Here is a 13,689-nt window from a genome sequence, read left to right as displayed (position 1 = left end):
TACGCCGACCGGCCATTCGTCTTGGTGAACGTGTGCTCACACGATTGATCGTGTGATGCCGAGCATCACTTCACCGCGTTGAGCCACTGCTCCTTGGTGGCCTTCTCGGCCTCCAGCTTGGCCTTCTTCTTCGGATCCGACTCGGCCGCGATCTTCTGGTCGAGCTCGGCCAGCTGCGCGTTGAGCTGCTCCTCGAAGCTCGACTTGCGGGCGTCGGCCTCCGGATCGGACTGCTTCCAGGCGGCGTCCTCGACGGCCTTGATCTGCTTGTCGACGGCGTCGAGACGGCCCTCGATGCGACGCATGTCGTCGCGCGGCACGTAGCCGATCTGATCCCACTCCTCCTGGATCTTCGCCAGCTCCTGACGGGCGTGCTTGGCGGCCTTCTCGTCGGCGACGGGGACCAGCGCCTCGGCCTTGACGAGCAGCTCCTCCTTGGCGGCGAGGTTCTGCTTCTCGTCGGCGGAGATCTGATCGCGATCGGCCTGGCGAGCGTTGAAGAACGCGTCGGCGGCCTCGCGGAACTGCGCCCACAGCTCGTCGTCCTCGTTGCGGCCGGCACGGCCCGCCTGCTTCCAGCGATCCATCAGCTCCTGGAACCTGTGGGAGGTCTCACCCCAGGCGGTCGAGTCCTTGAGCTCGTTCGCCTCCTTGATGATCTCCTCCTTGACGGTGCGGGCCTCCTTGCGCTCGTTGTCGCGCGCCTGGGCCCACTTGCGACGTCCCTGGTTGAACGTGGTGCGCGCGGCGGAGAAGCGCTTCCACAGCTCGTCGGCGTCCTTCTTGTCGATGCGCACGTTGTTGCGCTGGTGAGCCTGCCACTCGTCGAACAGGGCGCGGAACTTGTCGGCGGTGGAACGCCAGTTCGTGTTCTCGCCCAGCGAGGCGGCCAGCTCCTCGGCCTTCTCGACGATGGCGGTGCGTCCCTCGATGGCCTTGGCCATGGCGGCCTTGCGCGCCTCGGAGATCTCGGCCTTCTTGGCCTCGCCGGCGGTCTTGAGCGCCTCGAACTGGGCCTTGAGGGAGGCGATGTCGCCCACGACGGCCGGGGCCTCGGTCTCCTCGGAGAGCATCTTGATCGAGTCGTCGATCTCGCGCGGCTTGATGTTCTTGGACTTCAGACGCGCCTCGAGCGTGTCGAGCTTGGCCTTGAGATCCAGATAGCGACGGGCGTACAGCGCCAGCGCCTCCTCCTTGGAGACGTCCGGGAACTGGCCGACCTCGCGCTCGGACTCGCCCTCCTTGACGAACACGGTGCCGTTGTCGTCCACGCGGCCGAAGGCCTCGGCCTGCTTGATGTCCGCCTCCGAGAACCCGGCGGGGGAGGGTGCGGCGACACGCGCGGCCGGAGCCTTCTTCGCAAAGGCGGCCGGGGAGGGCGCATGCGGTTTCGGCATGGCGCTCGGCTTGGGCGCAGCGGGCTTCACTGCCTGCTCGGTCGTCTCGGTGGTGTTCACGGGTTCGGTGGCGTTTTCGTCGGCCATGGCCAGCTCCTTACAGCTTGGAAGTATGTGCGGTGTACGTCCCTACGTCATGGAGGAATTCCACAACGTTGACGCAACCCTCACCTATTATATTGATTTCGTGGCTAAAGGCGCATCAATATCAGGATTTCCAGAGTGGCTCCCCTCTGAACGCGTTGTGGAGCAGCGTGTCATCGACACGCTCCGTGAAGTTTTCGAGCTCAACGGCTTCCTCGGCATCGAGACTCGTGCCGTGGAAACCGGGGCATCGCTGCTGAAGAAGGGCGAGACCAGCAAGGAGATCTACCTGCTGTCCCGTCTGCAGGAGGTCGGGCATGAATCCGACACCCCGATCGAGGAGCGGCTCGGCCTGCACTTCGATCTGACCGTGCCGCTGAGCCGGTACGTGGTCGAGCACTCCGGCCAGCTGGCGTTCCCGTTCAAGCGGTGGCAGATCCAGAAGGTCTGGCGTGGCGAGCGCCCGCAGGAGGGCCGCTTCCGCGAGTTCGTCCAGGCCGACATCGACGTGATCGGCGCCGGCGAGCTGCCCGACCACTACGAGGTCGAGCTGCCGCTGGTCATGGTCTCCGCGCTCGAGCGCCTGCGCGCGTTCGGCCTGCCCAAGGCCACCGTGCACGCGAACAACCGCAAGCTGTCCGAGGGCTTCTACCGCGGACTGGGCCTGACCGACATCGAGGGCGTGCTGCGCGAGATCGACAAGCTCGACAAGATCGGCGCCGACGAGGTGTCCCGTCTGCTCGTCGAGAACTGCGGCGCGGACGAGTCGCAGGCCCGTGCCTGCCTCGAACTGGCCGAGCTGACCGCCGCCGACGGCGCCGAGCTCTCCTCCCGGTTCGACGCCCTGTGCGCGTCGCACGGCATCGCCACCGACTCCGAGGCGTACGCGCTGGCCCGCGAGGGCCTCGCCACGCTCGCGATGATCGTCGACGAGGCCGCGGCCATCCGCCCCGGCTCCGTGATCGCCGATCTGAAGATCGCGCGCGGACTCGACTACTACACCGGCTCCGTCTACGAGACGTTCCTCGACGGCGCCGCCTCCCTCGGCTCGATCTGCTCCGGCGGTCGCTACGACAACCTCGCCTCGCAGGGCAGCCGCAAGTACCCGGGCGTCGGCCTGTCCATCGGCCTGAGCCGACTCGTCAGCTACATGCTGCACACCGCGGGCGCGCACGCCAGCCGCGTCTCCCCGGCCAGCGTGCTCGTGGCCGTGTGGGACGAGGCCGATCGCGCCGCGTCCAACCGGATCGCGGCAGAGCTGCGTTCGCGCGGCATCGCCGCCGACGTGGCGCCCACCGCGGCCAAGCTCGGCAAGCAGATCAAGTACGCCGACAAGCTCGGCATCCCCTACGTGTGGTTCCCCGGTCAGGAGGGCGCGGGAGACGAGGTCAAGAACATCGTCACCGGCGATCAGGCCCCGGCCGACGCCACGTCGTGGGAGCCGGATACTGTTAATGCCCGGCAAACCGTTGTCATTGGCTGATTTTTCATGTCTCCGTGCCCTGCGCGCGGCGGAAAAACCAACATTGTGATCACTGAAAACTGAATCACTGAAAGAGGAAGCATGAGCCAGACGGCTTACAGAACACACCATGCGACCGAGGTCACCGAGGCCCTGGTCGGTCAGAAGGTCACCCTTGCCGGTTGGGTCGACCGTCGTCGCGACCACGGCGGCGTCGCCTTCATCGATCTTCGCGATTCCACCGGTCTCGTGCAGGTCGTCATCTACGACGAGGAGGTGGCCCGCCCGCTGCGTAGCGAGTTCGTCATCCGCGTCACCGGCGAGGTCCGCCTGCGCCCGGACGGCAACGAGAACACCCATCTGGCCACCGGCAAGATCGAGGTCGTGGCCGAGAACATCGAAATCCTCGCCAAGGCCGACGCGCTGCCGTTCCAGGTGTCCACCGCCCTCGAGAACGAGTCCGAGAACAAGCTGCCCGGCGAGGACGTGCGCCTCAAGTACCGCTACCTCGACCTGCGCCGCCCGTCCATGCAGTACAACCTCAAGCTGCGCTCCGACATGACCAAGGCCGCCCGCCACGCGCTCGAGGAGATGGACTTCACCGAGGTCGAGACCCCGACCTTCATCAAGTCCACCCCGGAGGGTGCGCGCGACTTCGTCGTGCCGGCCCGCCTCGTGCCCGGCTCCTGGTACGCGCTGCCGCAGTCCCCGCAGCTCCTGAAGCAGCTGCTCATGGTCTCCGGCGTCGAGCGCTACTACCAGCTGGCCCGCTGCTACCGCGACGAGGACTTCCGCGCCGACCGCCAGCCCGAGTTCACCCAGCTCGACATGGAGATGGCGTTCGTCGATCAGGAGGACGTCATGGCCATGGCCGAGAAGGTCATCGCCGCCATCTGGAAGTCCGCCGGCTACGAGGTCACGCTGCCGCTGCCGCGCATCACCTGGCAGGACGCGATGGACAAGTACGGTTCCGACAAGCCGGATCTGCGCTTCGGCAACCCGCTCGTCGAGCTCACCGACTACTTCAAGGGCACGCCGTTCCGCGTGTTCCAGGCCTCGTACGTGGGCGCGGTCCTGTTCAAGGGCGGCGCCTCCACGCCGCGTCGCCAGTTCGACGCATGGCAGGAGTGGGCCAAGCAGCGCGGCGCCAAGGGTCTTGCGTACGTGTCCTTCGCCGATGACGGCGAGCTCAAGGGACCTGTCGCCAAGAACCTGTCCGAGGAGGAGCGCAACGGCCTCAAGGAGGCCGTCGGCGCCGAGAACGGCGACGCCGTGTTCTTCGCCGCCGGCTCCCGCGAGTCCTCCCAGCTGCTGCTGGGCGCCGTGCGAGTCGAGCTCGCCCGCCGTGAGGGCCTGCTCGATCCGAAGAAGTTCGCCTTCACGTGGGTCGTCGACTTCCCGCTGTTCAAGCCCACCGACGATCCGGATGACGACGACGTGGCGGTCGGCCACTCCAAGTGGACCTCCATGCACCACCCGTTCACCATGCCGAGCAAGGACTGGATCGACAAGTTCGACAAGGATCCCGAGCACGCCATGTCCGACTCCTACGACATCGTCTGCAACGGCGAGGAGATGGGCGGCGGCTCCGTGCGTATCCACCGCGACGACATCCAGGATCGCGTCCTCAACGTCCTCGGCATCGGCTCCGAGGAGGCCCAGGAGAAGTTCGGCTTCCTGCTCGACGCCTTCAAGTACGGTGCGCCGCCTCACGCGGGCATCGCCCTCGGCTGGGATCGCACCGTGTCGATCCTCGCCGGTGCCGACTCGATCCGCGACGTCATCGCCTTCCCGAAGGCCGGTGGCGGCCGTGACCCGCTGACCGGCGCCCCGGCCCCGATCTCGGCCGAGCAGCGCGCCGAGACCGGCGTCGACTACGACCCGGACGAGGATCAGGACTGATCCGTTTCACCGTTAGGGGATGAAAGGTGAGGTCATGCACTATGCATGGCCTCACCTTTTTCGTATATGCGCCTCGTATACCTCCTCGTATACCTCCTCGTATACCTCCTTCGCACCTCCTGTTACCCTCGTTGCCTTCGTTGCCCTCGTTACCTCCTGCTACTTCCCGTTACTCTGCACAGTCACCATCTCCTCCCATACTCCGTTACTCCGTTACCTCGTTACTCTGCACAGTTACCATCTCCTCCCGTACTCCGTTACTCCGTTACCTCGTTACCCCGTTACTCCTGTTATCTCCCTTCATCTCCCGTTACTTTCCATTACCTCCTGTCACACTGTCACTCCCATCCCTAAACCCTTTTACTCACATCCCCATCGAGTCCTTGGAGTGCCCATGACGCGGTGACTTGCCCATGAAGTAGTGACCTGTCCATGAAGCGGTGATGGAAAACGGCTTTATTCCGCCGTTTCTCAAAAACGCCTCACCGCTTCATGGGAAAGTCACCGCGCGATGGGGAACGAGATCGCGCGATGGGGGAGTGTCTCGGTAAGTGTGTAACTGGTCTTGGTCGCCGGTCGGGGGCCATCACGCTATGTGATCGTCGGGCGACGGATGTACGACACGCCGTGCCATCACCTCCTGCGTGCGTTTCCCCGCGCCCGGGTCGCTCTTGCATACTCGCCCTTGCGCGCGTGTATGGCGAGTTTCGGGTCGGTAAGTGCCCGATATGCGAGTTGCGGTCTTCCCGGCAAGGGTGTTTTCAATGCGTCGGCGACCTGCTGCGCGAAATCACGCTGAACTGTTTCGGTCAGCAGATCATCGGCGAACACTTCGATGACGATCCATCCCATCTGACGCAGACGCCGGCGCTTCTGCTGGTCCCGCACGTACTGGGCGCGAAACCGGCGATGATGGTCGCCGTCGTATTCGATAGCGACCTTGCCCTGCGGATACGCCATGTCGACCGTATACCGTGCGTTGTTGACCGGATCGACGATGACGTGCAGGATGGTCGGCGCGGACAGGCCGAATCGAAGCAGGGCGAGTCGTGCGCGCGTCTCCTGAACCGAATCCGACGATTGGGCGATGCCAAGCGCCGCCTCACACCGTTTGCGTCCCACGATTCTGCAAAACGCCGGTAATCGATTGGTGAAGGCGTCGATCGGATATCTGCATCGTCTGCTGATCGCCTCGAGCAGGACGATCAGCTCGTCGACGTTCAGATACTGTGCGAACTGTACCCACACGTCGATGGGATGCAGGCAGGACACTCCATTGGGAAACGTATGCACCTTGAACGGCTGATCCCATATGTGGAACGAGACATCGGTGAAGGTCGATCGCTGTTTGCCTTTTCTCACGGTGACGTAGAAGCTGCTGTTCGGCAGCGTGCTGCGTTGCGGCCTTTCGATCCTGCACAGCTCGAGCGCGGTATGCAATGAGAACCAGATCTTCCTGTCGGTACGGAAACGGGACATGAGCTCCCAGCATTGCGAGAGCTTCACCGTCGCCTGCGCGTCGAGTCCATTGCGCACGTAGTCGCGTACCTCGCCGTTCTGCGGTACTGCGTTGTAACCGTTCATGCGGGAGAGGATAGTTGTCCGAGACGGACGTGTCGAATGACCGAATCGATGATGTGCATAAGCCTCTCCCGATGTGGATCGCGGCCCGATGCTTCCCATTGCGCCCCTACGGGGGCCATGACGCGGTGATTTGCTCATCGAGTGGTGACCTGCCCATGGAGCGGTGATGGAAAACGGCTGTATTCCGCCGTTCCTCAAAAACGACTCACCGCTTCATGGGCAAGTCACCGCGCGATGGGGGTCCAGTTCGCGCGATGGGTGGGGTGGATGGGTGATGGATGGGCGGGGCGGATGGGTGACGATGGGTGATTGGTGAGTTGCGGGTGAGTGATGGTGAGTTGCGGATGGGTGATAGGCGAGTGACGAGTGGGTGATAGGTGATGGATGGATGGTGGGCGGGTTGTGGATGGAGGGGAGTTGACTCGGGAACCGGCTATAGGCAATCCCTATAGGCTGGGCGGCGCGCCAAGGTGATTCGTCGTTATGCTTGGGCGCAACATCATGAGCGTATGGAGGGGAATATGGCGTTGGAGATTTTGGATTGGCGTGACGGGTCATTGCTCGCCAAGCCGGTGTTTGACAAGTTGAACGAGCTGGTCGCGTCGGGCGTGCCCGAGAGCAAGATCCTCGGAGTCACGATCAATTCGGACGAGGAGTCGGATACCGACCTGTGGTGCCCACAGTACGATATCCCGTTCAACATCACCGGCAACGTGGTGGTCGTCCACACGCACAAGACACGCAAGGCGCCGCCGCAGTTCGCCGCCGCGTTCGTCACGGCCGACACGCGCGCCGACCTCAACGGCGTGGTCAAGCACACGCTCGAGGTGTCGAAGGTGAGCTTCGCGCCGATCGACGCGGCCGTGGAGGCCACCGGCATGGAGTCGGGCGGCATGTCGCCGATCGGCTTGCCAGAGGGATGGCCGCTGCTCGTCGACCAGCACATCCTGTCGATTCCGAAGCTGTATCTGGGTTCCGGCATCCGGCCGTCGAAGCTCGTGGTCGACGGGTCGATCTTCGCCGACCTCCCCGGCGTCACGTTCGTGCCGACGCTCGGCAAGCCACGTGCCGCGTGACGAGATGAGCGGCGTGGCCAGGGTCTCAGGCAAGTAAGGGGATGTGAGCGATCACACCCGCATATCACCCCGATCGACGTCCGTTGATGGTCTCACATAGTGAACGCATGGGGGATGGCGGGTGTTACGCAGGTAACACGGCATGGCTATACTGCCCGACTATGGCAGAAAAGCAAGAAGAAGAAACGCGCCCCGTGGCGCCGCTGGTGCCGGGCAACGATACCGGCCGACCCCTCGTCGAACTGACCCACGTCGAAAAGCACTTCGGCGACCTGCACGTCCTCAAGGACATCAACCTCACGGTCAACAAGGGCGAGGTGCTCGTCGTCGTCGGCCCGTCCGGCTCCGGCAAGTCCACCATGTGCCGCACCATCAACCGCCTCGAGACCATCGATTCGGGCGACATCCGCATCGACGGCAAGGCGTTGCCGCAGGAGGGCCGCGAGCTCGCGAACCTGCGCGCCGAGGTCGGCATGGTGTTCCAGTCGTTCAACCTGTTCGCCAACAAGACGATCCTCGACAACGTCACCCTCGCCCCCATCAAGGTCCGTCACATGGACAGGAAGGAGGCCGAGAAGCTCGCCATGGACCTGCTGGCGCGCGTCGGCGTCGACAGCCAGGCGAACAAGATGCCGTCCCAGCTCTCCGGCGGTCAGCAGCAGCGCGTCGCCATCGCCCGCGCCCTCGCCATGCGACCGAAGGTCATGCTCTTCGACGAGCCGACCTCCGCGCTCGACCCGGAGATGGTCAACGAGGTGCTCGACGTCATGGTCGAACTCGCCCACGAAGGCATGACGATGATCTGCGTGACCCACGAGATGGGCTTCGCCCGCAAGGCCGCCGATCGCATCGTGTTCATGGCCAACGGCCAGATCCTCGAGGAGAACACCCCCGACGAGTTCTTCGACCATCCGAAGACCGAACGCGCCAAGGACTTCCTGTCGAAGATCCTCACCCACTGATCGATAGGGGAGGACAGACACGACATGACATTCACATTCAACACGCATATGAAACGGACGGCGCGCCGCGTGATCGCCGCCGTCGCCGCGCTCGCCTGCACGCTGTCCCTGGCCGCGTGCGGCGAAAGCGAGGAGGGCAAGATCCGCATCGGCATCAAGTTCGACCAGCCGGGCCTGGGCTTCAAGAAGTCCGGCACGTACGTCGGCTTCGACGTGGACGTGGCCAAGTACATCGCCAAGAAGCTCGGCTACTCCGAGGACGAGATCGTCTGGAAGGAGGCACCGTCCAAGCAGCGCGAGGCCATGCTCCAGAACGGCGACGTCGACATGATCCTCGCCACGTACTCGATCACCGACGAGCGCAAGAAGGCGGTCTCCTTCGCCGGCCCGTACTTCGTGGCCGGACAGGACCTGCTGGTGCGCAAGGACGACCATTCGATCAACGGTCCGGAGGACCTGAACGGCAAGCGCCTGTGCTCGGTGACCGGTTCGACCTCCGCCGCCACCGTCAAGGAGAAGTTCGCCTCCGAGGTGCAGCTCATGGAGCAGCCCGGATACGCCGAATGCGCGACCGCCCTGTTCTCCGGCATCGTCGACGCGGTGACCACCGACGACATCATCCTCGCCGGTCTCGCCTCCGCCTCGCGCGGCAAGCTGCGGGTCGTGGGCAAGCCGTTCACGCAGGAGTACTACGGCGTCGGCATCAAGAAGGGCGATACCAAGTTCGCCACGCAGATCAACAACGCGATCGTCGACATGATCCAGGACGGCTCGTGGAAGCGCGCCGTCGCCGACAACACCAAGGGCACCTCGTACACGCCCGACGTGCGCTACAACCCGCCGACGCCGAACGAAGGGGAGGAGGAGTAGACGATGAACGGATTCATCGAACTGTTCAGCCAGTATGACGTGCTCGGCGCGTTCCTCGTCAACATCGAGCTGACCCTGTGGTCGGCCCTGTTCTCGACCATTCTGGGCGTCATCCTCGTGATGATGCGCATCTCGCCGATCTCCTCCCTGCGCGCCGTGGCCGGCGCATACGTGGAGCTGTTCAAGAACCTGCCGCTGACGATCATCATGGTGTTCATGGTGCTCGGCGCCTACGCGCAGCTGAAACTCACGTTCTCCGACACGTTCGCCACGAACTTCTTCTGGCTGGCCGTCACCGGTCTGAGCCTGTACACGGCGGCGTTCGTGTGCGAGTCGCTGCGAAGCGGCATCAACACGGTGCCGCTCGGCCAGGCCGAGGCGGCGCGCGCGCTGGGCCTCGACTTCATGCAGTCGGCCACCGAGATCATCCTGCCGCAGGCGTTCCGCGGTTCGGTCGCGCCGCTCGGCAACACGCTGATCGCGTTGCTCAAGAACTCGACCGTCGCCGCCGCCGCGTCCGTCTCCACCGAGACGTCGTCGCTGATGAGCCAGATGATCGAGTTCCGTCCGGACGTCATCATCCAGATCTTCCTGATCTTCGCGTTCGGCTACGTGATCCTGATCATCCCGATCGGCATGCTCACCACGTACCTGTCCAACAAGCTCGCGGTCAGGAGGTGACCGACATGGCCGATACTTCGAATTCCGTCCTCTTCGACGCGCCCGGTCCCAAGGGTCGTCGCCGCATTCGCATCCTCAACTGGGTGGCGGGCGTCATCTTCGCGATCGTCATCGTCCTGATCCTCATGCGACTGCACAACCCGCCGGACGGCGAGAACCAGCTGAGCTGGGAGCTGTGGAAGCCGGCCGTCGACCAGGAGGCGTGGACCGACTTCTACCTGCCGGGCCTGCTGATGACCCTGCAGGCCACCGTCGTCGCCGTGATCGGCGCCGTGCTCTTCGGCCTCGTCTTCGGTGTGGGGCGACTCCTGCCGAACGTGGTGCTGCGCGGCGTCTCCGGCGTGATCGTCGAGTTCTGCCGTGCCGTGCCGGTGCTGCTGCTCATGATCTTCTTCTGGCGATGGTTCGCGTTCGCCGGTATGCAGAGCCCCTCCTACTGGGCCGTCGTGATCGCGCTGATCCTGTACAACGGTTCGGTCGTGGCCGAGCTGGTGCGTTCCGGCGTCGGCAACCTGCCGAACGGCCAGCGTGAGGCGTCCCTCGCGCTGGGCCTGACTGAAACGCAGTCGCTTCTGTCGATCGAGGTGCCGCAGGCCGTCTACGCGATGCTGCCCGCCGCCGTCACCCAGCTGGTCGTCGTCCTGAAGGACACCGCCCTGGGCTCGATCATCATGTACACCGACCTGCTGCAGGAGTCGCGTCGACTCGGCTCGATGTACTTCAACATCCTGCAGACGTTGGTCATGGCCGCGGTGATCTACTTCATCGCCTGCTGGCTGCTGTCGCGCCTCGCCGAATGGCTGCCCGAGCGCATGCAGGAGAGGACCGCCGCCCCCGCCGAACCGGAACCGGTCGCCCCGATCGCGATCATGGATCCGTCCAACGTCAACCAGATCGCCGTGGCCAAGGAGGTCGAGGAGCTGCCGCTCGGCGGCGCGCCGCGCAAGTACCACGTGCATCACCGCGGCACCAACGCCTCGATCCGCAACTGGCGCCGCACCCGCTACGAGCAGGGCTACGACGAGACGCATCCCGAAAGCCAGGTGGACCCGGAGACCGGCGTGCCGTTCCGCGAGGAGCAGGCGCGCAAGGCCAAGGCCGCCAGGGACGCCAAGACCGATCACGATGGTCACGGTCACGAGCAGCATGATCAGTACGGCCACGGCGAGAAGCACGACCGCGCCGTATTCAAGCCGCACAACGACATCGGCAAGGGTCACCCCGATCTGGGTGGCCGGCCGAAGATCTGAGCGGATCGTGGCTAGGGCCGGGAGAACCCGCGCTCGGACGCCGCTAACCCGGCACGAAGAGTTCACCCAGAGTTCGGTCGGACTCCGCGCTACGTAGCGAAACGGCGGATAGGTTAGGGAACGTGAAGTTCCCCAGCCCATCCGCCGTTGCCGTATCCTCCCGCGTGATCGCCGCGCTGTGCGCCATTCTGACGATTGCGCCACTCACGCTCGTCGCCCTCGCCGCGCCACTGCCCGCCGCACAGGCCGACCAGCTGCCCAATCCCGACTGGGTCGCGCTCCTCGCGGACTACGAGAAGGACTACTGGCAGGCCCCGAAGGACAAGGCGAACGGCGGCAAGGTGCTCAACGTCGCCACGATGAAACGCGACGAGGACCTCGCCGTCGAGATCAACCATCTCGGCGCCGAGGACGCCGACGAGAACGGGCTCACCCCGCAGCGCAAACGCGCCCTCATCGACTCCGACCTCTACCCGCGGGAAACCATGCCCGATTCCCTCGGTCCGGTCCTTGGCCGCTACATGAGCGAAGGCATCAACCAGCACAAGCTGGGGCTGGTTGTCAACCTGTTCAAGTTCAACGTCGCCTCCACCTACCAGTCGAAGCGCGCCGCCATGCACCCCAGACCCTACCTCGACCGCTCCGTGAGCACCTACGACGGCACCAACGATCTCGCAGGGCTCCCCGCGACCCTCGATATCAAGGAATCACCCTCCTGGCTCGAACACATCCCCGGATACTCGAACCTGCAGAAGAACAGCTCCTACCCGTCCGGGCACACCACCATGGCGTACTCGTGGGGCGTGGCGCTCGCCGGCATGATCCCCGAGCTCGCGCCGCAGATCATGGCGCGCACCTCCGAGGCGGGCAACAACCGCATCGTGCTCGGCGTCCACTACCCGCTCGACATCATGGGCGGGCGCATCGGGGGCTCCGCGCAGAACGGCCAGTACTGGCACAACGACTTCTCCGACGCCGTCGTGCCCGCTGCGAACCAGCTGCGCGGGTACCTTACCGAACGCTGCAAGGCGGACGGGCATGGATCCACGCTGGGCGAATGCATCACGAATCTCAAGGCCGCTTCGAGCGGCGGCTACACGAACGACTTCCTCGACCCCGTGGCCACCGAGCCGGTCAGGGACCAGGCATCCGCCATACGCGTCTACACGGCGCGCATGACCTACGGCTTCCCGCAGGACAAGAGCGAGGCCGGCAAGACGTTCACCGCGCCGCGCGGGGCCGCCGATGTGCTGCGGCTCGCATACCCGCAACTCCACGCCGACCAGAGGAACGCGATCCTGAAGGCCACGGCGCTCGACTCGGGATATCCCCTGTGGCGGTCGAGTGAGGGCTGGCAGCGCATCAACTGGGCCAAGGCCCTGTGCGCCCGCGTCACGCTCGACGAGAACGGCGACGTCGTCAAGGTCGAGACCGCCGAGTCCGCCGACAAGGCGTCGGATCCGATCAATGGGCCAAGCGTCGTCAACGCGCAGTACGCCGACAGGGGAGGGCACCCCGCCTCCGATGCGGCCGCCGGCGAGAACGCGCTCAAGCCCTCCGGTCCGGGCCTCGCGATCGTCGACGTGCGTCGCCGTGCCCTGATCGCCGTCGCGATCGGCACCGTCGCCGCCGTCATCGCCGGATATGCGATGAACCTGCGCGGCCGGCGCGAGGAGCGATGATAATCATCGCGGAGGTCCGTGTCTGATCAATCGCGCTGTCTTTCTGAGGAGGACAGCGCATTCGGTGATCCTGTACGTGATCTGTACCATCAGAAGTATCGGAAGTGATGAGGCTTCCAACTTCAAGGAAAGGACATCCGATGGTTGATCAGAGGATTATCAATGGGGATCAACAACCTGATGGCCAGTCGATTCCCGTGGTGAGACGGAAGGTCGATCTTGTCGATGACGCAGTGCTTGATGCTCCGATTCGTCATGTGAAGATGCGACTGGCGATCAAGACGATACTCGCGCTCGTTGGCAATGGCATGTTCTGGTTCACCGTTTTCGCCTCGGAATGGATGAATCGGTTGACCGGCGGCGAAATGCGGTCCACTGTCATGATGCTAATCGGGGCAGTGGTGATCGGATTGTCGAGTGTGATTCGTCCGCATCCCATCCGTGATGCGATCGATGACATTTCCTCACCGATGAGGCGGAAATTGACTCGTAGGACAAGAACGACGGGGAAACGGGTCGTCGATGGCATCACGGTGGTCTGCGGATGTGTCTTGTTGACGTCAATCATTGCGAACTCGGCTGAATCGGCTGCTCCGTGGTACCTCAACATTGCGCTCGCAGTATATTACGCGTGGATCGTTGTAGCAATAGTCGTCAAAAGACTCGTTTTCAATGACAGGATTGATAACTCAGATGAAATGACTGGAAGAAGAAGTGCCCAATAGAGTATATACAAATC

At 64.0% G+C, this 13,689-nt stretch carries 11 protein-coding genes; 9 read left to right on the top strand and 2 right to left on the bottom strand.

From position 1 onward, the window contains the following. Nucleotides 1-65 precede the first annotated feature (65 nt). Entirely contained in the window at nt 66-1,484 is a 1,419-nt protein-coding gene (locus EMB92_RS07595; RefSeq protein ID WP_150394387.1) for a DUF349 domain-containing protein, read from the bottom strand. A gap of 157 nt (nt 1,485-1,641) precedes the next feature. Between EMB92_RS07595 and hisS the strand changes: the two genes are divergently transcribed. Continuing rightward, the gene (gene hisS / locus EMB92_RS07590) at nt 1,642-2,964 is read left to right on the top strand and encodes a histidine--tRNA ligase (RefSeq protein ID WP_263390628.1); all 1,323 of its coding nucleotides are present in this window, start codon (nt 1,642-1,644) and stop codon (nt 2,962-2,964) included. Between the two features lie 81 nt (nt 2,965-3,045). Continuing rightward, complete coding sequence (aspS, locus tag EMB92_RS07585) at nt 3,046-4,845, top strand: aspartate--tRNA ligase (protein WP_150394385.1); 1,800 nt, start codon at nt 3,046-3,048, stop codon at nt 4,843-4,845. A gap of 633 nt (nt 4,846-5,478) precedes the next feature. On the opposite strand, the gene EMB92_RS07580 is transcribed toward aspS, so the two are convergent. Then, nucleotides 5,479-6,429 carry a DUF559 domain-containing protein gene (locus EMB92_RS07580; RefSeq protein ID WP_150394384.1) on the bottom strand — a complete coding sequence of 317 codons (951 nt, stop codon included), beginning with the start codon at nt 6,427-6,429 and terminating at the stop codon, nt 5,479-5,481. 521 nt (nt 6,430-6,950) lie between these two features. Between EMB92_RS07580 and EMB92_RS07575 the strand changes: the two genes are divergently transcribed. The 7 genes from EMB92_RS07575 to EMB92_RS07545 all read left to right on the top strand — a co-directional run bounded on the left by EMB92_RS07575 (nt 6,951) and on the right by EMB92_RS07545 (nt 13,675). Further along, on the top strand, nt 6,951-7,505 hold the full coding sequence (locus EMB92_RS07575; protein ID WP_150394383.1) for a YbaK/EbsC family protein: 555 nt from the start codon (nt 6,951-6,953) through the stop codon (nt 7,503-7,505). A 161-nt stretch (nt 7,506-7,666) separates the two neighbouring features. Then, nucleotides 7,667-8,467 (top strand): amino acid ABC transporter ATP-binding protein, encoded by an 801-nt coding sequence (locus EMB92_RS07570; RefSeq protein WP_043165354.1) that lies wholly within the window; start codon nt 7,667-7,669, stop codon nt 8,465-8,467. Nucleotides 8,468-8,491: 24 nt separating this feature from the next. After that, nucleotides 8,492-9,337 carry a glutamate ABC transporter substrate-binding protein gene (locus tag EMB92_RS07565; protein ID WP_043165352.1) on the top strand — a complete coding sequence of 282 codons (846 nt, stop codon included), beginning with the start codon at nt 8,492-8,494 and terminating at the stop codon, nt 9,335-9,337. Between the two features lie 3 nt (nt 9,338-9,340). Next, nucleotides 9,341-10,018: an amino acid ABC transporter permease gene (locus EMB92_RS07560; protein ID WP_043165351.1), complete on the top strand. Its 678-nt coding sequence runs from the start codon at nt 9,341-9,343 to the stop codon at nt 10,016-10,018. Nucleotides 10,019-10,023: 5 nt separating this feature from the next. Next, on the top strand, nt 10,024-11,268 hold the full coding sequence (locus EMB92_RS07555; RefSeq protein ID WP_140444401.1) for an amino acid ABC transporter permease: 1,245 nt from the start codon (nt 10,024-10,026) through the stop codon (nt 11,266-11,268). A gap of 164 nt (nt 11,269-11,432) precedes the next feature. After that, entirely contained in the window at nt 11,433-12,950 is a 1,518-nt protein-coding gene (locus tag EMB92_RS07550; protein ID WP_395951997.1) for an acid phosphatase, read from the top strand. A 140-nt stretch (nt 12,951-13,090) separates the two neighbouring features. After that, nucleotides 13,091-13,675, top strand: coding sequence for a hypothetical protein (locus EMB92_RS07545; protein WP_150394381.1), 585 nt, complete (start codon nt 13,091-13,093; stop codon nt 13,673-13,675). Nucleotides 13,676-13,689 lie beyond the last annotated feature (14 nt).

The organism is Bifidobacterium callitrichos (assembly GCF_008698085.1).
Classification (GTDB): Bacteria; Actinomycetota; Actinomycetes; order Actinomycetales; family Bifidobacteriaceae; genus Bifidobacterium; species Bifidobacterium callitrichos.
The sequence above is the reverse complement of the archived record's forward strand: the minus strand, read 5'-3'. Positions and strand labels throughout refer to the sequence as shown.

Excerpts from the sequence above, each read along its gene's own strand:
- EMB92_RS07580 (WP_150394384.1), bottom strand. The coding sequence starts at position 6,429 with ATGAACGGTTACAACGCAGTACCGCAGAACGGCGAGGTACGCGACTAC.
- aspS (WP_150394385.1), top strand. The coding sequence starts at position 3,046 with ATGAGCCAGACGGCTTACAGAACACACCATGCGACCGAGGTCACCGAG.
- EMB92_RS07555 (WP_140444401.1), top strand. The coding sequence starts at position 10,024 with ATGGCCGATACTTCGAATTCCGTCCTCTTCGACGCGCCCGGTCCCAAG.
- EMB92_RS07560 (WP_043165351.1), top strand. The coding sequence starts at position 9,341 with ATGAACGGATTCATCGAACTGTTCAGCCAGTATGACGTGCTCGGCGCG.
- EMB92_RS07570 (WP_043165354.1), top strand. The coding sequence starts at position 7,667 with ATGGCAGAAAAGCAAGAAGAAGAAACGCGCCCCGTGGCGCCGCTGGTG.
- EMB92_RS07575 (WP_150394383.1), top strand. The coding sequence starts at position 6,951 with ATGGCGTTGGAGATTTTGGATTGGCGTGACGGGTCATTGCTCGCCAAG.
- EMB92_RS07565 (WP_043165352.1), top strand. The coding sequence starts at position 8,492 with ATGACATTCACATTCAACACGCATATGAAACGGACGGCGCGCCGCGTG.
- EMB92_RS07545 (WP_150394381.1), top strand. The coding sequence starts at position 13,091 with ATGGTTGATCAGAGGATTATCAATGGGGATCAACAACCTGATGGCCAG.
- EMB92_RS07595 (WP_150394387.1), bottom strand. The coding sequence starts at position 1,484 with ATGGCCGACGAAAACGCCACCGAACCCGTGAACACCACCGAGACGACC.